The organism is Algoriphagus kandeliae (assembly GCF_004571135.1).
Classification (GTDB): Bacteria; Bacteroidota; Bacteroidia; order Cytophagales; family Cyclobacteriaceae; genus Algoriphagus; species Algoriphagus kandeliae.
The window spans coordinates 883,895-902,907 of the sequence record NZ_SPSB01000001.1; the positions used below are offsets into that span (position 1 = coordinate 883,895).

Annotated in this window: 21 protein-coding genes; 14 read left to right on the forward strand and 7 right to left on the reverse strand. The window is 37.8% G+C overall.

The genetic code is table 11. The annotated features are described in order from the left end of the window. Window positions 1-118: 118 nt before the first annotated feature. On the forward strand, window positions 119-1,702 hold the full coding sequence (locus E4S40_RS03785; RefSeq protein WP_135071035.1) for an ArnT family glycosyltransferase: 1,584 nt from the start codon (window positions 119-121) through the stop codon (window positions 1,700-1,702). A 22-nt stretch (window positions 1,703-1,724) separates the two neighbouring features. On the opposite strand, the gene E4S40_RS03790 is transcribed toward E4S40_RS03785, so the two are convergent. Next, on the reverse strand, window positions 1,725-2,231 hold the full coding sequence (locus E4S40_RS03790) for a hypothetical protein (RefSeq protein ID WP_135071038.1): 507 nt from the start codon (window positions 2,229-2,231) through the stop codon (window positions 1,725-1,727). 145 nt (window positions 2,232-2,376) lie between these two features. Between E4S40_RS03790 and E4S40_RS03795 the strand changes: the two genes are divergently transcribed. From E4S40_RS03795 to E4S40_RS03815, 5 genes are all read left to right on the forward strand, one after another. Beyond that, window positions 2,377-2,697, forward strand: coding sequence for a YbjQ family protein (locus tag E4S40_RS03795; RefSeq protein WP_135071041.1), 321 nt, complete (start codon window positions 2,377-2,379; stop codon window positions 2,695-2,697). A 205-nt stretch (window positions 2,698-2,902) separates the two neighbouring features. Further along, a complete protein-coding gene (locus E4S40_RS03800) occupies window positions 2,903-3,802 on the forward strand; it encodes a bile acid:sodium symporter family protein (protein ID WP_135071044.1) in 900 nt (299 codons plus the stop codon). Next, complete coding sequence (locus E4S40_RS03805) at window positions 3,802-4,803, forward strand: 1-acyl-sn-glycerol-3-phosphate acyltransferase (RefSeq protein ID WP_135071047.1); 1,002 nt, start codon at window positions 3,802-3,804, stop codon at window positions 4,801-4,803. Before E4S40_RS03800 ends, E4S40_RS03805 begins: the two co-directional genes overlap by 1 nt. Before the next feature lie 76 nt (window positions 4,804-4,879). Continuing rightward, window positions 4,880-5,974: a 4-hydroxyphenylpyruvate dioxygenase gene (hppD, locus tag E4S40_RS03810; RefSeq protein WP_135071050.1), complete on the forward strand. Its 1,095-nt coding sequence runs from the start codon at window positions 4,880-4,882 to the stop codon at window positions 5,972-5,974. A gap of 96 nt (window positions 5,975-6,070) precedes the next feature. Beyond that, complete coding sequence (locus E4S40_RS03815) at window positions 6,071-6,655, forward strand: DUF502 domain-containing protein (protein WP_135071053.1); 585 nt, start codon at window positions 6,071-6,073, stop codon at window positions 6,653-6,655. Between the two features lie 36 nt (window positions 6,656-6,691). Here E4S40_RS03815 and E4S40_RS03820 read toward each other — a convergent pair whose 3' ends face one another. After that, complete coding sequence (locus tag E4S40_RS03820; protein WP_135071056.1) at window positions 6,692-7,522, reverse strand: hypothetical protein; 831 nt, start codon at window positions 7,520-7,522, stop codon at window positions 6,692-6,694. A gap of 88 nt (window positions 7,523-7,610) precedes the next feature. Between E4S40_RS03820 and E4S40_RS03825 the strand changes: the two genes are divergently transcribed. After that, complete coding sequence (locus tag E4S40_RS03825) at window positions 7,611-9,341, forward strand: phospho-sugar mutase (protein WP_135071059.1); 1,731 nt, start codon at window positions 7,611-7,613, stop codon at window positions 9,339-9,341. A 69-nt stretch (window positions 9,342-9,410) separates the two neighbouring features. Here the strand turns inward: E4S40_RS03825 and E4S40_RS03830 are convergent, their stop codons facing one another. Then, complete coding sequence (locus E4S40_RS03830; protein ID WP_135071062.1) at window positions 9,411-10,358, reverse strand: succinylglutamate desuccinylase/aspartoacylase family protein; 948 nt, start codon at window positions 10,356-10,358, stop codon at window positions 9,411-9,413. A 68-nt stretch (window positions 10,359-10,426) separates the two neighbouring features. Between E4S40_RS03830 and murB the strand changes: the two genes are divergently transcribed. Continuing rightward, complete coding sequence (gene murB / locus E4S40_RS03835; protein ID WP_135071065.1) at window positions 10,427-11,440, forward strand: UDP-N-acetylmuramate dehydrogenase; 1,014 nt, start codon at window positions 10,427-10,429, stop codon at window positions 11,438-11,440. Here the strand turns inward: murB and E4S40_RS03840 are convergent. Then, window positions 11,437-11,919, reverse strand: a complete 483-nt coding sequence (locus E4S40_RS03840) for a deoxycytidylate deaminase (protein ID WP_135071068.1) — start codon at window positions 11,917-11,919, stop codon at window positions 11,437-11,439. The genes murB and E4S40_RS03840 overlap by 4 nt on opposite strands. Before the next feature lie 125 nt (window positions 11,920-12,044). Here E4S40_RS03840 and E4S40_RS03845 point away from each other — a divergent pair, with 125 nt between their 5' ends. From E4S40_RS03845 to E4S40_RS03865, 6 genes are all read left to right on the forward strand, one after another. Then, complete coding sequence (locus E4S40_RS03845) at window positions 12,045-12,620, forward strand: DUF4136 domain-containing protein (protein ID WP_202615328.1); 576 nt, start codon at window positions 12,045-12,047, stop codon at window positions 12,618-12,620. 316 nt (window positions 12,621-12,936) lie between these two features. Then, window positions 12,937-13,293 carry a response regulator gene (locus tag E4S40_RS03850; RefSeq protein ID WP_135071071.1) on the forward strand — a complete coding sequence of 119 codons (357 nt, stop codon included), beginning with the start codon at window positions 12,937-12,939 and terminating at the stop codon, window positions 13,291-13,293. Between the two features lie 67 nt (window positions 13,294-13,360). Further along, window positions 13,361-13,840 (forward strand): hypothetical protein, encoded by a 480-nt coding sequence (locus E4S40_RS03855; protein ID WP_135071074.1) that lies wholly within the window; start codon window positions 13,361-13,363, stop codon window positions 13,838-13,840. A gap of 54 nt (window positions 13,841-13,894) precedes the next feature. Next, on the forward strand, window positions 13,895-14,071 hold the full coding sequence (locus E4S40_RS03860; RefSeq protein WP_202615329.1) for a hypothetical protein: 177 nt from the start codon (window positions 13,895-13,897) through the stop codon (window positions 14,069-14,071). Between the two features lie 84 nt (window positions 14,072-14,155). Then, window positions 14,156-14,302 (forward strand): hypothetical protein, encoded by a 147-nt coding sequence (locus tag E4S40_RS17135; protein WP_202615334.1) that lies wholly within the window; start codon window positions 14,156-14,158, stop codon window positions 14,300-14,302. Window positions 14,303-14,340: 38 nt separating this feature from the next. Further along, a complete protein-coding gene (locus tag E4S40_RS03865) occupies window positions 14,341-14,781 on the forward strand; it encodes a DUF6526 family protein (protein ID WP_135071080.1) in 441 nt (146 codons plus the stop codon). Here the strand turns inward: E4S40_RS03865 and E4S40_RS03870 are convergent. The 3 genes from E4S40_RS03870 to E4S40_RS03880 form a co-directional block, all read right to left on the reverse strand. Further along, window positions 14,766-15,875 carry a glycerate kinase family protein gene (locus tag E4S40_RS03870; RefSeq protein ID WP_135071083.1) on the reverse strand — a complete coding sequence of 370 codons (1,110 nt, stop codon included), beginning with the start codon at window positions 15,873-15,875 and terminating at the stop codon, window positions 14,766-14,768. The two genes, E4S40_RS03865 and E4S40_RS03870, sit on opposite strands and share 16 nt — an antisense overlap. Continuing rightward, the gene (locus tag E4S40_RS03875; protein WP_135071086.1) at window positions 15,872-17,230 is read right to left on the reverse strand and encodes an alanine/glycine:cation symporter family protein; all 1,359 of its coding nucleotides are present in this window, start codon (window positions 17,228-17,230) and stop codon (window positions 15,872-15,874) included. Before E4S40_RS03875 ends, E4S40_RS03870 begins: the two co-directional genes overlap by 4 nt. 136 nt (window positions 17,231-17,366) lie before the next feature. Further along, window positions 17,367-18,974 carry a beta-N-acetylhexosaminidase gene (locus E4S40_RS03880; RefSeq protein WP_135071089.1) on the reverse strand — a complete coding sequence of 536 codons (1,608 nt, stop codon included), beginning with the start codon at window positions 18,972-18,974 and terminating at the stop codon, window positions 17,367-17,369. Window positions 18,975-19,013 lie beyond the last annotated feature (39 nt).

Genomic DNA, 19,013 nt, shown 5'->3' on the forward strand with positions numbered 1-19,013 from the left:
TAAGACAAATCAAAGATAGTTTTTTGAATGAAAGCCTTTATACTTTTGTCACATATTGTCAAAATTAATTCAAGAATCAAAAATTCAAACTTCTTGAAATCCTTTATTTTTGTTTGGAATGGAAAATAATATCCAAACAGAACCAATTCATTTTTCAAAAAGACAGGTTATAGTCTTTAGCGCTTCATTTCTTATCCTTTATTGGTTGTTTGGATTTGATGGTATCACATTTAGCGACGACGTTTATTATTTATTAGCCGGGAGGGATTTTTGGAATGGTCTCTTGGAGGTAAATGACTATCACTTTTCCAGCCGCTGGGGGGCGTATATTCCAGCCGGATTGATTACCCATTTTTTCGGAATAAAGCCTCATTTGGCTTCTTTAGTGTCCTTATTGTACTATCTTATCTCCTACTTTTTGCTTGTTTCTTTATTCCGCAAAAATAATGAGCGTCTGATTTTTTCGCTTTGGTTTATTACGCCGATCTATTTTCTCCATTTTATAACAAAGGTTTATCCAGACACTTTGTTGGTATTATGTATTTCAGCAATCTTTTGGAGTGCAGTTAACCGTGCTGGAAAACCAGAAATAAGTGGTTTTTTAATGAGCTTAGCCTTCATTATTGGCATTTTGACCAAGGAAACCATCATCCTTTTGGGCTTATTTCCGATTGTCTTGTTCTTGATGGACCTTCGATTGAAGCAATTCAACTCCAAGTTCTATTTTACTTTATTAATTACCGGAGCCTTCCTTTTGTCTCTATATCTTGGATATTATTGGATCAAATTTGATGATCCATTTTTTAGAATTCAATCCGTGAATGCAGGTCACTATATATCTGAATTTACCTACGCGGATAAAGGTTGGAAAAAGATCCTCGAGCGAATTACCTATTTACCCATTTTAACATTAGTCGAAAGAGCCTATTGGCCTTGGATCGTTTTTTCAGTACCAGCTATTGCGATTGGTCTAAAGACTAGGCAAAAAGGAAATGTAGAATTTGGGTTAGGGATTCTTTGCCTTTTGATAGGCTTTTGGTTCATGAGTTCTACGCTAGAACTCTACAATCCCATCTACTTGAATCCACGTCATCTTATCATCATAATTCCCCCATTAGCTTTTTTGGTAAGTATGGGTTGGACTAGCTGGCGAGGCTCTGTCTCATGGAAAAAAATACTAACTGGGTTGATAATTCTAGGAGCAATCATAAGTCTATTCCAGAAAGACTGGAAAATGAGCTTTTTTCAGATTGGATTTTTAGCTCCCATTTGGATTTCTAATCCCAGATTAAATCTTTCCTTTTTTGCAATTCTGCTTATTTCCCCTACTCTTTATTCAATTTATTATCAAAAGCAATTAAAAACTTACCCAGATTTAGTACATACTTTAAATGTAGAAACACAAGATTCTAAAAACCAGCAGATTATAATAACAAATAATTTCCTAGTATTTAGCAAGGAGGTTCTTCTTCCAGGAAAGAATTCAGCTCAAGATTTACTTATTCCCATTGAAAAAGTGGATAGTTTAAATATTGATTCTCCTAGCCAAATTCGAGTTTTGATTTACAAATATTACTTGCATGCATACCCACAAGAAGGGGAAGATATTGAAAAATTGGAATCTTGGCTCAAGGTTAATTACAGGAAAGTAAATGAAAATCAAGAAGGACAAGTCTGGTTGAGGTTTTTTGAAAAGAAATAAGGGAAAATTACCTCCTTGCCTATCAAAAATACTTCCTATCTAAAATCTCTTTCAGAACAATCGCCTGTTTTACAGAGCTCTTATTTTTCAGTAATTGAGCATAAGGATTTGCTTTTGATTTTGAAGCATATTGATCAAATCGCTCGACCTCAGTCTTGGGAATATCAGGAATACCTTCTGAAGTTTTGACCTTTTTCGGATCTATATTTTCAAATGCCCCTTTGTAATATTGAATCTCGTCGTCATTTTCCTCTAAGGGCTTGTAAACAGTCCGTTCTGCTTTTTGAGATCTGACTGGTTCAAATTGAGGTTTTGGCTTTGGTTTTTCGATTGTTTTTGGAGTAGAAGTTCCCCTTTGAGCATCTCGGATTTCCCGCAATAAGTCTTCAAAAGTGACTCCCTTCTCAGGAGTAGGAATTCCTTCCTTAGGTGGGTTTTCTTGCTCTTCGGCTTTTTTATTCCCTTTGGTAACCTGATAAATAAAATATGCAATGATTGCGAGGATGTAAATTATGTTTCCCAAATCCATGACTCAAGATAGTTTATTTTCTTATTTCCAATGCAAGCTCCCTATTTTTTCTCACCCTCTTAAATTTCAATTGACAACAAGTCTTTCTGTAACCATATTTCCCAAAAAGCGTCTTATCTTCAGTTTCTAACCAAAAATTTACACTATGCTAATTACTACAACCAATTCACTTGAAGGACACAAAATCGTAAGTTATCTGGGCATCGTTTCAGGTGAAACAATTATCGGAGCGAATGTTTTTAAGGATTTTTTCGCCAGTATTACTGATATCGTGGGTGGTAGATCTTCTGCTTATGAACGAGTACTACGAGAAGCAAAGGCAACAGCCATGACAGAAATGGAAATGCAAGCTCGAAGTTTTGGAGCCAATGCTATTGTAGGTATTGATTTGGATTATGAAACCATTCGGGATGGTATGCTAATGGTGACAGCAAGTGGAACTGCGGTAAAAGTAGAAAAGCTATAATGGATAAAATTCAGGCTCCGAATTCGGAGCCTATTTTTTTTTGATATTCCTGAAATACGATTTCTTTAAGACAGATCTGTAACCTCAGGTCTTTAAATAAGCAGGAAGCAAATTCAAGGCTTAAAGGAGGCTTAACAGGTGGATTTTTCATTTTATACTTCCCTTAAATTTTGCTTTTTTCCAAAATCCCTAGATTTTTGGATTAATGACATCACCCCATGAACTGGACTCTGTCCGATTAAATTTCTCTCCTGACGACCTTCTCCTGCTGAACCTAGCTTTGGCATTGATCATGTACGGAGTGGCCTTGGATTTAAGAGTAAAGGACTTTAAGTATTTAGCAAAACACCCAAAGCCGTTTTTTTTAGGGGTATTGTCTCAATTTATTTTTCTTCCTCTTGTCACCTATGCGCTAGTTTTAGTGATGAGTCCTCCTCCCTCTGTTGCCTTGGGTATGTTTTTGGTAGCTGCCTGTCCTGGGGGAAATGTATCTAATTTCTTATCGAATTTGGCAAAAGGAAATACCGCACTTTCCGTGAGCCTGACTGGTTTTTCGACAATGGCCTCCATGGTATTCACACCATTAAACTTTGCATTATGGGCCAGCTTTTATGCTCCGACTCAAGAGCTATTGCGAGAAATAAGCTTAGACTTTTATGAGGTCTTTATTACCGTCGTTTTGATTTTGGGAGTTCCCTTGTTACTTGGAATACTTACTAGGTCATTAGCTCCAACATTTGCTGAAAAAGCAAAAAAAATATTGCAACCACTCAGCATCTTGATTTTTGCAGGTTTTGTTGTAGTCGCTTTCGCCGGAAACTTTGATTTATTTCTACAATACATTGCCCTGATTTTCGGATGGGTTCTGGCACATAATACGGTAGCACTAGGAACCGGACTTCTTACCGGGATTGTAGGAAAACTTCCTCTTCCTGATATTAAAACCTTAAGCATAGAAACTGGAATTCAAAATTCCGGCTTGGGGCTAGTTTTGATTTTTACTTATTTTGATGGCTTAGGTGGAATGGCCATTATCACTGCTCTTTGGGGAATTTGGCACTTAATTTCAGGAATGGGAATCGCAGTATTTTGGAGAAAATTCTGATGAAAAACTTAATCAATGGCATTTTAAGAATTCTGGTAAAGATTGCTCTTCATCTTTTTTACCGAAAAGTCTATGTGTCAGGAAAAGAAAACATCCCAAAGAATGTACCCATTATTCTCGTCGCCAATCATCAAAACGCCCTGATTGATCCTTTGCTTATTGCAACTCATACTAGGTTAAATCCTTGGTTTTTAACGCGCGCTTCAGTTTTTAAAAATTCCATAGTCGCCAAAATCCTTCACTTCATCCGAATGCTTCCGGTTTACAGAGTGAGAGATGGCTTTTCTACGATTACTCAAAACCAAAAGACGTTTGAGGCTACTTTTGATGTGCTAAAAAGAAATGGAACAGTAGTAATTTTTGCAGAAGGCAGCCATAGCCATAACCGAAACGTTCGCCCTTTGAGTAAGGGGTTTACCCGAATGGCTTTTGGTTTGAAAGATAAATATCCAGATCTGGAACCTATAATTTTACCAACTGCCTTAGAATTCAGTGCCCATAAAAATTCCGGTTCTATCGTCAGAATAACTTTTGGAAACCCCATCCCCGTCGATATGCCTCCTGCTCAATCGGGACAATTGACCAAAAAAGTGGAGCGAACATTAAAGTCAATGGTGGTGGAAATTCCAGAGGAAAATTATTCTCAAAACCTTCAAAAATTACTGGATGCGGGAGTGGATGTGACGTCCAAAGAAGCTGTAGATCGCTTTCTTGAAAAAGGAGAAGTAGAAGAAAAGATCGATACACCTTCTGCTCTTCCAAACAAGGTGATGAAGATCTTTCACTTTCCTTTGTATTGGATTTGGCTAGCCATCAAACCAAAGATCGAAGACCATGTTTTTTATTCAACCTTCAAGTTTTTAATCGGCTTTTTCCTAGCTCCAATCTGGTATTTCATTCTTTGGTTATCCGTATTAGAAAGTAGTTGGGGCTCTTGGGCTTTGACCTTTTTCATCATGGGAATCATCAGTCTATTTTGGAATAAAAATCCCCAAGAATAGAAAGTCTTCACCAAATATTATTTGGATAGAATCCTTAACTTTGAGGAAACGAATAGAAACCCAAAATATAGAACTCATGAGTGAAGATTTCCTACCTATCAACGGTACAGACTACATTGAACTTTATGTAGGTAATGCCAAACAATCTGCACTGTTTTATCAATATGCTTTCGGATTTGAATTGATCGCCTATGCAGGCCCAGAAACGGGAGTTCGAGACAGAGCTTCTTATGTTTTGAAACAAGGAAAAATTCGATTGGTTCTTACTTCTCCAATGCAAGCCAACCATCCAATTGCTGAACACATTCAGAAACATGGAGATGGAGTGAAAGTATTGGCGCTTTGGGTAGAAGATGCTGCGAAATCTTGGTATGAAACCACCTCAAGAGGTGCTGAATCTGCAGGAGAACCGACGGTCATTTCTGATAATAATGGAGAAGTGAAAGTTGCCTCTATCAAAACTTATGGAGACACCATTCACACCTTCGTCGAGCGCAAAAACTATCATGGTGTTTTCCTTCCGGGATATGTTCCTCGTACGAGCACCTATCAATCCACTCCTATTGGTCTTAAGTATATTGACCACTGTGTAGGTAATGTGGAACTTGGAGAAATGAATAAGTGGGTTGAATTCTATGAAAATGTCATGGGATTCAAGCTTTTGATCACCTTTGATGATCAGGATATCTCTACTGAATATTCGGCTTTGATGTCCAAGGTGGTTTCAAATGGAAATGGCTACATCAAATTCCCTATCAACGAACCTGCAGAAGGAAAGAAAAAGTCACAAATCGAAGAGTATTTGGACTTTTACAATGGAGCCGGAGTTCAGCACATGGCTATTGCCACTGATGACATCATTCATACTGTGAGTGAACTTCGCCGAAGAGGTGTTGAATTCTTGGAAGTGCCAGGAACATACTACGATGATTTATTTGAGCGTGTTGGTGAAATCGATGAAGATATTCAGCCATTGAAAGATTTGAATATTCTTGTGGATCGTGATGACGAAGGGTATTTGCTTCAAATCTTCACCAAACCACTTCAAGATAGACCGACTTTGTTTATCGAAATCATTCAGCGAAAAGGTGCAACATCTTTCGGAAAAGGTAATTTTAAGGCCCTTTTTGAGGCAATAGAAAGAGAGCAAGCTTTGAGGGGAAACCTTTAAAATAGATTATAGTTTTTCATGGAAAGCTGTCCAATTGGGCAGCTTTTTTTATTTGAATTAAATGGCTTAAGTTGTTTTATTCAAACATAAAATCTCATGAAAAATTTTCTGGCTCAAACCCTCAAGGGAGGAATATTCTTTCTACTTCCCTTAGTGCTCGTAATTATTTTAATCGAAAAGCTTTTTCAAATCCTGAAGCCAATCAGTATTAAAATTGGGGAGGCTTTTCAGATTGAAACCTCTGTATTTGATGCTCCATATTACCTTACAATCTTGTTAATTCTCCTGCTTTGCTTTCTCGGAGGTACATTTTCTAGATTCGGAATAGGAAAAAGAATTGTGTCTTGGGTAGAGCACAATATTTTGACTTTATTCCCTGGCTATCAATTGATTAAAAACACCTATGAGTCTAAGCTAGGATTAGATCAAAGTGAAAATTTTCCTGTGGTATTAGCTCCAATAGATGGCTGGATGTTTGCCTTTCTCATGGAAGAATTGGATGAAAATCATGCCTTGGTTTTTGTACCATCCTCTCCCGATAGTTGGAGTGGAAACATGGTGATTTTTGAAAAATCAAAGCTTAGAAAAACGAGCCTCCAAAAAGCTGATTTGATTAAAATAAACCGCAAACTGGGTATTGAATCACTTCAGGTATTAAAAGGTAAAATTGACCTCAGCTGAAGGTTTTATAAAAACGGTGAATGGAAAGTCTGATAATTAGTTAAAATCAAACCACAAGATCAAGGAAGATTTTTCAGAAAAATCAGGAATCTTTTGAGACTGAAGATTGGGGGATTCTTCAGAAAGATTGGAAGACTGATCCATTACTTTTCTTTCAAATTTCATGGAGGCTAAATCCGAATCTTCCATTACAAGACCAACCGGCTTGGATTCAGGGGTAACTTTTAGCTCAACGGACTCAAACTCGAAAACAACATAATCAATATCATTGCTTTGAATTGGTAATTCAACCTCTGATTCGACTTGAGGATAGGCCAATACTTTTTCGGTTTGCTCTTCACCAATCCACCGCAACCGAGTAAGTTGGGATTTAGCAAATTCAAATGATAATTCGGAAGAATCACTATTTTCCTTTACTAAAGTTTCCATTTTCAACCTTCCCGAACCATAAATAGTCCACACCTGGTGTTTTCCATGATTAGAGGTAAAAATCTGAACGTCTCCATTTTTGAGTCTTTTCCATGCTGCACTTCCAACTTCAGATAGTTTTTCTTGAGAAAAGTAAATTACATCCATTCCAATTTTCACTTTCTCCAAAATCCCACCCGATTTTGAAAAAACATAAAGATGTTCATTTGCTCGGACCTGAATATCTATTGTTGATTCCCGAATAATCACTGAGGAATAAGTTTCCTCAATTGATGTGATAGACTTATTTTCTGAAAATCCAGGTTGGAATGGTAGAAAACAAATCACAATAGAACTGAGGATTCGAAAGAAAAAAGCTAGCATAAACTCAAGGGGATTGAATTCAAATTTACTTAAATATCCCGAAGGAAGGAAAATATGCAAGGAGAATGAAAACATGAGAAATTTTTAAGGGATTCATTTTCCATTTTAGCCTTACATTTTTCACTTTTTATATAAATTAGATATCTAAATAATTTTTGAACCAATGAGCGAAATAGACCCAAAAATCATGGTGCGAGCCCAAGCCTGGCTCGAAGGAAATGTAGATGAAAATACCAAAAAGGCCATCCAAAAACTGATCAATGAAAACCCAACTGAATTAGTGGATTCATTTTATCAAGACTTGGAATTTGGAACTGGCGGCCTGAGAGGCCTCATGGGTGTTGGTACTAACCGAATGAACATCTACACAGTGGGAATGGCCACACAAGGCTTAGCTAACTACTTACATCAATGCTTTCCAAAGCAAGAAATATCTGTAGCAATCACTCACGATAGTCGAAATAATAACTCCTTGTTTGCTAAAACAACGGCAGATGTATTAACAGCAAATGGGATTAAGGTTTACTATTTCCGTGAAATGCGACCTACCCCCATGCTTTCTTTTGCAGTGAGGCATTTTGGGTGCAAAAGTGGCGTGATGATTACCGCGTCTCACAATCCAAAAGAATACAATGGTTATAAAGCCTATTGGGAAGATGGAGCCCAAGTTGTAGCACCTCATGATAAAAACATCATTGCTGAGGTAAAAAAGATTACATCTTTTGATTTGGTTAATTGGAATAAAAATGATGATCTGATCGAATATATCGAAGCTGACTTTGATCAAATCTACTTGGATCAAGTGAAAGGCCTTAGCCTGGAACCCGAAGCAATTCAGGCTCAAAAAGACATGTCCATCGTATTCTCACCAATTCATGGAGCTTCCGGGAAAATGGTTCCTGCAGCTTTACAGACATTTGGCTTCGAAAACATTCATGTAGTCAAAGAACAGGCTGAGCCAGACGGCAACTTCCCAACTGTCATTTATCCAAATCCCGAAGAAGCAGAAGCTTTATCCATGTCCATTGAGTTGGGTAAAAAAGTAAATGCAGATTTGATTTTGGCTTGTGACCCTGATGGGGATCGTTACGCTGCGGTTGTACCAAATGAATCAGGAGAATTTGAATTATTAAATGGAAACCAAACGGGTACGCTTCTCTCCTATTATTTGCTGAGCAAATGGAAAGAAGCTGGAAAATTGGATGGCCACCAATTTATGGTCAATACCATCGTTACCACAGAGCTGATCAATCGAATCGCAGAAGGATTTGATGTGCAATGCTTTAACGTATTAACTGGATTTAAAAACATCGCCGCCATCATTCGGGACTTGGAAGGAAAAGAGAAGTTCATCGGAGGAGGAGAAGAATCTTATGGATATCTCGTGGGAGATTTTGTGCGGGACAAAGATGGTGTCAGTGCTTGTGCGATGGTAGCTGAGGTAGTAGCCTACTACAAAACGCAAGGAAAATCAGTCTTTGATGTATTGGCAGAAATCTATCATCAATTCGGATTCTACAAAGAATCTTTGATTTCCATCACCAAAAAAGGAAAAGATGGAGCCGAGCAAATACAGGCCTTGATGATGGACTTTCGACAGAATCCTCCAAAATCCATGAATGGAATACCAGTAGAAAAAATCGTGGATGTGAAAGAAGGAACTATCTTGAATGTGAAAACTGGAGAAAAAGAAAGCCTGGGCTTGGAGCGTTCGAACGTAATGCAGTTTTATTTAGCTGATGGAAGCAAAATTTCCGCGAGACCTTCTGGTACAGAACCGAAGATCAAATATTATTTCTCCGTTCACGCACCATTAGAAAATGTAGGAGATTATCGAAAAGTAGAAGGCGAATTGATTAAACGCTTGGAAGATTTAAAGCGCTATTTCTCCTAAACTATTGAAATCTGAATAAGAAAAGGCAGCAATTCAAATGCTGCCTTTTTTAATTTGAATGAATTTCAATCAACCTTCTTTACCCAGGTGAATCAAAGCCTCTCCTACATTTATAACAGGGAGATTATTAATCCCAATGACAAAACCATTAGAAGGAGATTTAACCGGGACTTTTACCTGTCCATATGGATCGGATATCCGTGCTAATACCTGTCCCTTTTTCACATAATCGCCCAATTGAATAGAGGAGTTGAAAATTCCTGATGCTCTCGCTCTTATCCAACTAGATTCTTTTAGAATTATACTAGCCCTTTTTTCAGGGGCATTTTCTATCATTCCAAAATGTTGTAGTATCCGCTTAATTCCTGCCACACCCTCCTCTATCGCTTGATCATCTAAGCGCATAGATTCCCCTCCTTCAAAAACCAATACATGCTTTCCTGCAGCTTGAGCGGCTTTTCGAAAAGACTTATCAATTACTTTAGAATTGACGATATAAAAGGTGCCGAATACCTCTGCAAGCTCTCTGGATTTTTTATCCTTAAAATCCACCCGAATTTGAGGTTGATTACTAAGCATTCTTCCGCCTGTATGGAAATCAATCCCATAATCGATCTGCGGAATAATCTCTTCATTTAAAATGTGTGCGATTTGACCGGCTAGAGATCCCTTTTTGCTTCCAGGAAAGCTTCGATTGAGGTCTCGGCCGTCTGGAAATGTTCGGCTATTTGACAAAAAACCATAAATATTGACCAAGGGAATGATAATAACAGTACCCTTTTGGAGATCCAGCCCTGAATCTATCTCCTCCAAAATCCTTCGAGCTGTAACTATACCGTTGATTTCGTCACCATGAACTCCCCCGCAAACTAAGATAACTGGACCATCCTCTTTTGAGGATCGAATAAAAATAGGTAGATCGATGAGGGTGTGACTGGGAAGCTTCGCAATGGGTAATTCAATATTTACTTTCTGGCCAGGCCTGATTTTGGTACCATTAATGTTTATTTCCCGCATAGCTCGATAAGCCTAAAATTTCAATTTCTTCCAAAACTTCTTTCCTTTGCAGTGCAGCAAAGTAGCCTATGAATATACAAGAAAACATTTCTCTAAAGCCCTATAATTCCTTTGGCTTAGACAAGAAAGCTAGATTTTTTACTGCTGTTGAATCCATTGATGATTTGCGTGAAGCTTTGGAATTTGCTAACCGAAAAAAAATTTCGGTTATCATACTTGGAGGTGGAAGCAATATCCTTCTCACAAAAGATCTGGAAGCCTTGGTAATTAAGATAGATCTGAAAGGAATCCATGTTTTAGAAGAGAATGATGAATCGCTTTTGGTCGAAGTCGGTGCAGGGGAAGTTTGGCATGAGTGGGTGCAATACGCTATCAAAAATAACTGGGCTGGATTGGAAAATCTTTCTTTAATCCCTGGTACCGTAGGTGCTTCCCCTATGCAAAATATCGGCGCTTATGGAGTCGAAGTTCAAGACGTCTTCCACAGCCTGAAAGCCTTCAATAGAAATACGCTTTCAGTTGAAATTTTTACTGCAGAACAATGTGAATTTGGATATCGAGAAAGCGTTTTTAAGCACAAACTGAAAGATCAATACGTGATTTGTTCTGTAACTTTCAAACTTTCAAAAGAACCCATTTTTCAAACGGAATACGGTGCAATACGTGAAACTTTGAAAGAAATGAACGTTACTGAAACTACAATCCAAGCAATTTCAGAAGCTGTAGTGAAAATCAGACAATCCAAACTTCCGGACCCAAAAGTGATAGGAAATGCAGGTTCGTTTTTTAAAAATCCTACTGTAGATTTTGAGGTTTATGAAGAGATCAAGAAATCATATCCTTCTGTTCCAGGCTATCCCCAAGAGCAGGGAATAAAAATACCTGCGGGTTGGTTGATCGAACAAGCCGGATGGAAAGGATTCAAAAAAGGACAAATTGGAGTTCATGATAAACAGGCCCTCGTTTTGGTAAACTTTGGTGAAGGGGATGGAAAAGAAATCGCTCAACTAGCTTCTGAAATTCAAAAATCGGTTCAAGAAAAGTTTGGAATCCAACTTACCCCCGAAGTCAACTTTCTCTAAATCAAAGGATCCTGAACATTTACTTCTTTGGAATACCGATCAACAGTTACACCAAATTTTCTTAGAAAATCCACTCCCTCATCACTACCAATCCCCTTGTATTCAGCATAGGAAAATAGGTAGACTACTTTTGAAATTCCCATTGAAAAAATGATACGTGCACATGCAAGACAAGGTGCCAAGGTGACATATAAAGTCGATCCCTCAACAGAAGTATTGTTTTTGACGGCATATAGAATGGCATTTTGTTCAGCGTGGAGAGCGAGTGAACAACTTCCCTTGCTATCTCTTGCGCAACCTGATTCAGGAAACTCCACATCACAATTATGCGTTCCTGCAGGTGGTCCGTTGTAACCAATGGAAATGATACGGGTGTCTTTGGTCAGAACAGCTCCTACATGCTTCTTGATACAATGTGATCGTTTGGCAAGATTTACTGCCAATTCCATAAAAATATCATCAAAATCTGGTCGATTCATGTCGCGAATTTTGTTCAAAAATAGTATTTGCCTTGAAGCATAAGAAAAAGAAAGCCAAAAGCTTCAAAAAATTGTTTTAAAAAGTAAGGCTTTGAGGAAAAAGGTAAAAAAAATTATTTTGAGCTATGAATTGGAAATTATCAACTATTTGGGCTGTAGCCATATTTTCTTTGGCTATACAAGCATGCAGCAGCATTGAGGTATTTAAAGAAAACGCTGAACTCCCGCTTCGGAAGAATTACACAAGCTTCGTAATTGTCAATAAAGAAGTGAACATGAGCGGATTTTCTACCCAATTTTTGGATGCTAAAGTTCAAGATAGAATACAAGAAATATTTGAAGCGGAGGGCCTAGTTTACGATCGCGTCAAGCCGGAATTAGTTATCCGATACACCTCCAATGAAGATCCTAGACAGCGAGAAATCAATACTTTCAATAGTCCTTATCCATTTTGGGGTTATCGTGTATGGGATCCTTGGATGTATAATCCTTACATGTACGATAATCGGTCCCGCACGGATAATTATGAATTAGTTCAGGTGATTGTAGACTTTATAGATTCAGGCGAAGATAAATTCTTAATGACGCTTACAGGGGTTACTGAAGTAAGCAGCCCAAAGAGTAAGGAAAAAAAGGTTTTAAAGGCAACAGATAAAATTTTGGAAAGATTTATCAATGAATCTCAATACGTTCAAAACTAATTTCCCAATAGATTAAAACTCAGAGTTTTCAGAAGGTTTTCATTTTTTTAACCAAATGGTAATTGTTAACCATTTTTCCTAGCTCAGATTATGACATTATCCGAAGAAGCCTGAAAAAGTTACCTATTTTACTTATTTGTTACTTATTCTGAAGGTATTCTTTGTTTTTGCCTTTCTTTTTAACTGTTCAAAGACAAAAAGCAACAGAATTTCATTAATTATTAAAAACTTATTTGGCAAATTATTTGTAGAGACAGGAAAGAGTTGTACTTTTGTATAACAATTATTGTATTTCAGTCTAGGATATTTGCATTTAATGTTGACAATCGTTCTCATAGATGATGACCCAATTAGCACATTTGTGACTGAAAAGCTTATTGCCAAAAACGTAAAGGAACCTTGCAAATTTTTTAAGTATCAAAGTGCAAGGAAGGCATTAAATGAAATCTACGACATTAAGCCCAATTACCTTTTTTTAGACCTTAATATGCCGGAAATGACTGGTTGGGATTTTCTTGATAATTTTGATTCTGCAAAAAACGAAGCTGAAATCTACATTTTAAGTAGTTCTGTTGATGAGCGAGACATTAGTAAGGCTAGCAAATATCAAGTGGTGAAAGATTATCTTTCAAAGCCTCTTATCAAAAAATACATCCAAAGCATTTTTCATTGACCCCATAGGGTCTTTTTTTATTTCAACCATTCTCTTTTTTTTGAGTTATTTGAAAAAAGAGAACATCATGAAACCAGTACATCCAGAACTGATAGCTGCAATAGAACGAACAGCTAAGAAATTGAAAGAAGGTGCTGCCTATCAATGGGGTCATATGGGAGCATGCAATTGTGGGAATTTGGCCCAAGAATTAACTCCCTTTACGAAAGCAGAAATCCACCGCTATGCCATGGAACGTTCCGGAGATTGGAATGATCAAATTCTTGAGTTCTGTCCAAGCAGTGGATATCCTTTAGATTTGATTATCGAGCGTATGCTTGCTTATGGAGTGACTTTGGAAGACCTGAAACATTTAGAAAGGCTTTCCAGTCCTGAAGTATTGTCTAAAATGCCTTTAAACAGGAGAAATTCCCTGTCCCATAACAAAAAAGAAGATGTCATTTATTACCTCGAAACTTGGGGGAAGTTGCTCCGCGAAAAGTGGGAAAACCAGCAACCTGAGTTAAAAATTGATACATTGAAAAAAAATTCAATTTCGGTGCATTGAGCAAATTGAAATTTTAATTTAATTCGCACCGTATCAACCTTTACCAAAAGAGCTATGGAAGATTTCGAAGATGATTTTGATGAAATGGACGATTTCGATGGAGAAGATGATTTCGACACCGATTTCGAAGATGAGTATGATCTAGAAGAGGACTCGGAGTTTATTGACGACAATATTCTAGATTTCGATGAGGACGAGGATCTGGAGGATGATTTTGAGGATGACTTTTAACTAAGGTTCGGAATGATCCAAAAGTTGTGAAAATCAACCTTTGGTTTTATCTTCGGGCGTCGAAAATTATTTAAATTCATACTCATGATCTTGCTTGATATCTTCAGTTCCCCAATTGCGTCTGGCGCACAGCTGTTCCTTTTGATTGTAGTCATTTTGATTGGTTTGGGTGCCGGTCTTTCAGCGATGGATGCGAGAAAAACATTCTCCAAAGGAAAAAAGAATCATTAATTAATATTAAGGAGGCTTGCCTCCTTTTTTTATTCCCCATGAAAACAGCCCAGAATTTTAAAAATCACGCTAGATATTATCCATTTCATCATTTTTTCATTTTTCCTCTAACGCTAATTTATTTTATCTGGACTATTGTTGATCTAGATTTCTCAACAGCAGAAACTATATCAGAAAGCCTTAAATCCTTAATCCTGGCTTTGATTGTTATAAATCTGCCTTTTTTGGCTAGAATCTATGCACTCAAAAATCAAAATAGAATTATCTATGCTGAAATGAGAGCCCGATATGCGGAATTGACGGGGAAGCCATTTAAGGAAATTGAATCAAAACTCTCAGGAAGTCAAATTATAGCCCTTCGATTTGCTTCAGATGAAGAATTAACAACCTTAATCGAAGAAACTATTTCAAAAAATCTGAGTAGCAAAGAGATTAAAATGAAAATAAAGGACTGGCAAGGAGATTACCGACGAGTATAAATTCGAAGCTTATTCTTTATTGTATTTTTGAATTGTTCCTTTGCAGTTTCCTGAAAATCAGGTTTGGAAAAATCCAAATCGGGCAGTTGGATAACTTCTTGAAATCCATATTCATACGCCTCATCTCCTGATGTAATAATTTGAATTGGTTTGGAGAATTTTTTGGCTAATTGAAGTAGTTCAAAACATCCTTTTCCTCCCAAAGATTGACCATCAAATCTTCCCTCACCTGTAAGTATCATATCAGCTTGGGCTACAGCTTTTTCCATCTTTACCTGGTCAAAAAAGAAGGAGGCCCCAAAATTTATCTCCGAAGAAAAAAAAGCACTCAACCCTAAGGCAATTCCACCAGCAGCTCCAAATCCAGCTTGATCCACAAAATTCTTTTGCCCCTTTTTGTATAAAAGCTGTATTACCCTTTCGGAATCTTTTTCAAATTCTTTTATAGCTTCCGAAATCAATCCCTTTTGAGGCCCAAAAACCGGGATAGCCCCATTCTCTCCGAAAAATGGATTATTTACATCACATAAAAATTGAAAGCTTAATTCAGGAATTTTAGGAGATCTTTGAATATGAGCGGAATTACTGAGAAGATGATCGGAAAATGGTAAAATGGCTCTACCTAATTGATCCAAAAATTCAAATCCTAATCCTTGCAGTATCCCAAATCCCAAATCAATACTAGCACTTCCTCCCAACCCTAAAACCACGTTCTTTATCCCATATTTTAGGGAGTCTTTGATCAATAAACCAGTACCGAAAGTAGAAGCTACCCTTGGATTTAATTCATCTAATTTTAAATGAGTAATTCCACTGGCTGAGGAAACATCCAGGTAAATAGTCCTTGAAGAGACATCTAAACCATAAAAAGCAAAAACAGGCCTCCCTAAAGCATCCAATGACCAAGCAGCAATTTTCTCTAGATTCAAGAAATCGGTCAAGAGCTCACAAGTCCCATCTCCCCCATCCCCTATAGGAATAGAATCTATTGAAGCCGAAGGATATTGCTCAAGGATGAATTCAGAAAGAATAGAGGCTGCCTCTGAGGCGCTTAAAGTTCCCTTGAAAGCATTGGGAGCAATTAAGACTTTCATCTTTGTTGTTTGGCTTCCATTCTATGAAAGTAGTCTTTATAAGCTGCTTTAACCCTTGGGGCCAGATAGATTGTAGATATCATCGTCGGGATAGCCATGACAGCATACATTCCATCGACTAAACTTACCACTACTTCCAAGGAAGCTACAGCCCCGGCTACAATCGTAATTAGGTAGAAGTAATTGTAAAAATCAGCTCTTTTTGCTCCAAATAGATAATTAAAGCACTTATGCCCATAATAGGAATAAGTAAACATGGTAGACAAGGCAAAAATTAAGACGGCAGCCATTAATAGATACTTACCAATACCAGGCAAAGCTGATTCAAAAGCATTTAGTGTCAAACGAACACCATCTGCTTCAGTAGATTGCCAAACACCTGTTACCATAATAACCAAAGCTGTCAATGTACAAACCACGATGGTGTCAATAAATGGACCTAGCATGGCAATCAAACCTTCCCGAATAGGTTCACGGTTTTTGGATGCACCATGAACCATAGGTGCCGTACCAATTCCAGCTTCATTGGAAAAAGCCGCTCTTCTAGCTCCGGTAATTATAACAGCACCAACTACCCCACCTGCTGCAGCCTTACCTGTAAATGCATCAGAAATGATTAACCAGATCATTTCAGGAATTTCAGTGAAATTCTTCCCTACAATGATCAAAACGGTAATGAAATACAAAGCCACCATGAAAGGAACCAATTTGGAAGCTACCGCAGCAATACGCTTAATTCCTCCCAAAATCACAAAAGCCACCAAGACCATCATGGTAATCCCAATTATCCATCGGACAGATTCTGTAGATTCAATCCCAACTGGCTCCAACATAACCGCTCGAAATACAGCAGATAATTGATTGGCTTGAAAAATCGCTAACAAACCCAAAACACCAGCTACTGAGAAAATGATGGACAAAAATTTAAATCGTTTGCCCATTCCTTCTTCAATCACATACATAGGACCGCCTTGTACAACTCCAGCAGAATCAGTGCCTCTATACATAATTGCTAAACTACAGCTGTAATACTTGGTAGCCATTCCTACAAAAGCAGACATCCACATCCAAAATATGGCTCCCGGACCTCCCATATTAATTGCAATAGCTACTCCGCTGATATTTCCTAATCCGACAGTTGCCGCAATAGCTGCTGAAAGTGCTTGAAAAGAGGTGATTTGGCCGGGTGCCAAATCATCATCATACTTTCCACGAAGGAGACTGATGGCATGGCCGATTTTTCGAAAAGGAACAAAACCCGAATGAAAAAGTAAGATTAAACCTCCCCCCATCAATAAGATGAGCATAGGAGTTCCCCAAATCCAATTCGCAAAAGATATAATAATATCACCCATAAATTAACTGGAATTTCTTAATGTTAAATTTCTAAAAGAAGCTGCCATAATAGTCCCAATTTCTTCAAAAACCAACTTAAGAGCACTTGAAATAAAAAAACCCGGATCTACAATCCGGGTCTTAAGAAGAAATCTTTTACCAAGTAACCTTTGGTGATCGATAAAATTTGACACCTTGATTATCCCAACTTTTTCCTAATTCTCTTATTCTATTTTGGAAACTGGTCCAATCCCTGGTATTGGCTGGTGACCATGCAACTTCAGCCAAAGCTGCAAGCCTAGGAAAGACAAGATAATCGATGTCCGTTCTGTTTTCTACTGTTTCAGTCCAAAGCGGTGCTTCTACTCCGAAGATATCACTCTTGGTAATTCCTGAAGCATACTTAGCCGGATCCCATAAGTAAGCTGAATCTAATTCAATATAAGCTGCCCAATGCAAACCAATTCTACTTGTAGAATCATATTGCATGTCTAAATAGGCTTTTTTAGCAGGTGACATCAAAATCTTATTCCCCTGTCCAACAGCCAAACCTGCATTCTCTTCGTCAGCCCAGAATTGAGCAATATTGCCAGAAAGTAGCTTTGCTGTAGCTATCTCATCCCAGCCAATACTTGTCTTGCCATACTTCTGAACAATATCCTGAACCTTTTCCACAAAAACGATATAATCGTCTTTTCTTGTCACATGGGATTCATCTCCACCAATGTGGATGTAAGGACCAGGGGTAATAGCTGACAATTCACGAACGACATCATCAATAAACTGATAAGTCAATTCCAAGTCAGTATCAAAAGTACTAAATCCAACTTCGGTCCCAGTGTACAATTCAGCAGGCTCCCGGATGATCATTTTGGATGAAAAATCAATTTCAGAACCATGAACTGGTTTATTTACTGTACTCAAATCACCATCAGGTAAATTAATTCCCGGATTCAATTCTCCATAAGAGGCCAAAGCAGCATTGGTATGTCCTGGCATGTCAATTTCAGGAACAATCGTGATGAATCTTTCGGCGGCATAGTTAACAATCTCTTGATAATCCGCTTGAGTAAAATAGCCACTTTCTCCACCGCCTACTTCCGTACTACCACCTACTTCTGTCAATCTAGGCCATGATTTTATTTCGATCCTCCATCCTTGATCATCGGTCAAATGAAGATGGAAGTAATTCAACTTTAAATGAGCCATTTGATCAATGAAATGCTTGACATCTTCCATTCCAATAAAATGTCTGGCTACATCCAACATAGCACCACGATAGGCATATTCAGGTGAATCAGAAATGGTACCTGTTGGGGCTACCCAAGCAACAGATTTCTTTTCATTGGAGAGAATCTCAGCTGGAAAAGCCTGCAAAAGAGTTTGAACTCCATAGAAGATACCTGCTGGTGAATTTGCTAGAATTTTGACTTGATCTTTTCCAATCTCAAGTTGGTAGGACTCATCTGAAGGATTATTTCCAGTTAGTTCGAAAACCAAGTCTCCTGTCTCTCCAACTTGAATATCGAAACCAGTTGATTGGCTCACTTCAGCTGCAAAATAATTGGCAATTGGCGAAAGAGATGCTTGATCTCCTATCAATTGGATTGCAGAAGAGCTCGTTAATTCGAATGTACCATTTGAAGAAGATACTTCACTAGGGATTGGGATTATACCTCTCTCTTCTAAAGCTGGCCCCGAAGGCTGACAACTATAGATGAAAGAGCTTAAGATAAGGGCGATAATTACATTTAACTTTTTCATAGACAAATAAATAAGGGCTATAAACTTACTCTATTTTTT

Bases quoted from the DNA above. Each gene is read 5' to 3' on its own strand.
- E4S40_RS03820 (WP_135071056.1), bottom strand. From the start codon at position 7,522: ATGTTTTCATTCTCCTTGCATATTTTCCTTCCTTCGGGATATTTAAGT.
- E4S40_RS03870 (WP_135071083.1), bottom strand. From the start codon at position 15,875: ATGAAAGTCTTAATTGCTCCCAATGCTTTCAAGGGAACTTTAAGCGCC.
- hppD (WP_135071050.1), top strand. From the start codon at position 4,880: ATGAGTGAAGATTTCCTACCTATCAACGGTACAGACTACATTGAACTT.
- E4S40_RS03850 (WP_135071071.1), top strand. From the start codon at position 12,937: ATGTTGACAATCGTTCTCATAGATGATGACCCAATTAGCACATTTGTG.
- murB (WP_135071065.1), top strand. From the start codon at position 10,427: ATGAATATACAAGAAAACATTTCTCTAAAGCCCTATAATTCCTTTGGC.
- E4S40_RS03795 (WP_135071041.1), top strand. From the start codon at position 2,377: ATGCTAATTACTACAACCAATTCACTTGAAGGACACAAAATCGTAAGT.
- E4S40_RS03855 (WP_135071074.1), top strand. From the start codon at position 13,361: ATGAAACCAGTACATCCAGAACTGATAGCTGCAATAGAACGAACAGCT.
- E4S40_RS03880 (WP_135071089.1), bottom strand. From the start codon at position 18,974: ATGAAAAAGTTAAATGTAATTATCGCCCTTATCTTAAGCTCTTTCATC.
- E4S40_RS03845 (WP_202615328.1), top strand. From the start codon at position 12,045: ATGAATTGGAAATTATCAACTATTTGGGCTGTAGCCATATTTTCTTTG.
- E4S40_RS03790 (WP_135071038.1), bottom strand. From the start codon at position 2,231: ATGGATTTGGGAAACATAATTTACATCCTCGCAATCATTGCATATTTT.
- E4S40_RS03875 (WP_135071086.1), bottom strand. From the start codon at position 17,230: ATGGGTGATATTATTATATCTTTTGCGAATTGGATTTGGGGAACTCCT.
- E4S40_RS03825 (WP_135071059.1), top strand. From the start codon at position 7,611: ATGAGCGAAATAGACCCAAAAATCATGGTGCGAGCCCAAGCCTGGCTC.
- E4S40_RS03800 (WP_135071044.1), top strand. From the start codon at position 2,903: ATGACATCACCCCATGAACTGGACTCTGTCCGATTAAATTTCTCTCCT.
- E4S40_RS03785 (WP_135071035.1), top strand. From the start codon at position 119: ATGGAAAATAATATCCAAACAGAACCAATTCATTTTTCAAAAAGACAG.
- E4S40_RS03830 (WP_135071062.1), bottom strand. From the start codon at position 10,358: ATGCGGGAAATAAACATTAATGGTACCAAAATCAGGCCTGGCCAGAAA.
- E4S40_RS03860 (WP_202615329.1), top strand. From the start codon at position 13,895: ATGGAAGATTTCGAAGATGATTTTGATGAAATGGACGATTTCGATGGA.
- E4S40_RS03840 (WP_135071068.1), bottom strand. From the start codon at position 11,919: ATGAATCGACCAGATTTTGATGATATTTTTATGGAATTGGCAGTAAAT.
- E4S40_RS17135 (WP_202615334.1), top strand. From the start codon at position 14,156: ATGATCTTGCTTGATATCTTCAGTTCCCCAATTGCGTCTGGCGCACAG.
- E4S40_RS03805 (WP_135071047.1), top strand. From the start codon at position 3,802: ATGAAAAACTTAATCAATGGCATTTTAAGAATTCTGGTAAAGATTGCT.
- E4S40_RS03815 (WP_135071053.1), top strand. From the start codon at position 6,071: ATGAAAAATTTTCTGGCTCAAACCCTCAAGGGAGGAATATTCTTTCTA.
- E4S40_RS03865 (WP_135071080.1), top strand. From the start codon at position 14,341: ATGAAAACAGCCCAGAATTTTAAAAATCACGCTAGATATTATCCATTT.